The organism is Streptomyces viridiviolaceus, assembly GCF_014650995.1.
In the GTDB taxonomy this organism is placed as follows: domain Bacteria; phylum Actinomycetota; class Actinomycetes; order Streptomycetales; family Streptomycetaceae; genus Streptomyces; species Streptomyces viridiviolaceus.
Genome location: NZ_BMWA01000139.1, coordinates 1 through 521, shown reverse-complemented (window position 1 = coordinate 521; position 521 = coordinate 1). Strand labels below are relative to the sequence as shown.

The 521-nt window shown below is 69.1% G+C and carries 1 pseudogene; it reads right to left on the bottom strand.

Annotated features, from left to right (window positions below):
* Positions 1-351 (bottom strand): annotated as a pseudogene (locus tag IE260_RS41290) (hypothetical protein); the annotation flags it as partial.
* Between the last annotated feature and the right edge of the window lie 170 nt (positions 352-521).

Here is a 521-nt window from a genome sequence, read left to right as displayed (position 1 = left end):
AACGCCCGCACGCTGGGTGAACAGCTTCACGAACTCGGCGTCGTCCGCCACGGACTCCATGCGCGCCGCGTTCAGCCCGGCGCTGTGATGGACGACGGTGACCCCCACAAGCAGGTCGCCCACGAAGACCGGCGCGCCGGACATGCCGCTGAAGGGAGAGGTCCCGTCAGGCCGCATAGGGATGGCACTCGCGTCCAGCTTCCAACGGGCCGTCGTCACGCCCGACACCGGGCTGATACCGCTGATCAACTGGTGGATGTCGAGCCGCCCGTCGCCGGCCCGCGCCAGTTCCGGAAAGCCCGTGACCTGGGCTTCCAGCGGGAGGAGTCCTGCCAGCGTCCCCCAGCGCACGGGCTCCGCGAGGTGACGGCGGGACGGGTCACCCTCGTCTCGCAGGCCAAGGAGAGCAAGGTCCAACTCCTTGTGAGACCACAGCACTTCTGCCGAAACCGGCGCCGTCTCGTGCATGAAGTGGACCCGGCCGCCCTGCGCACCATCAGCGAAGAGGTGCGCGGCGGTCA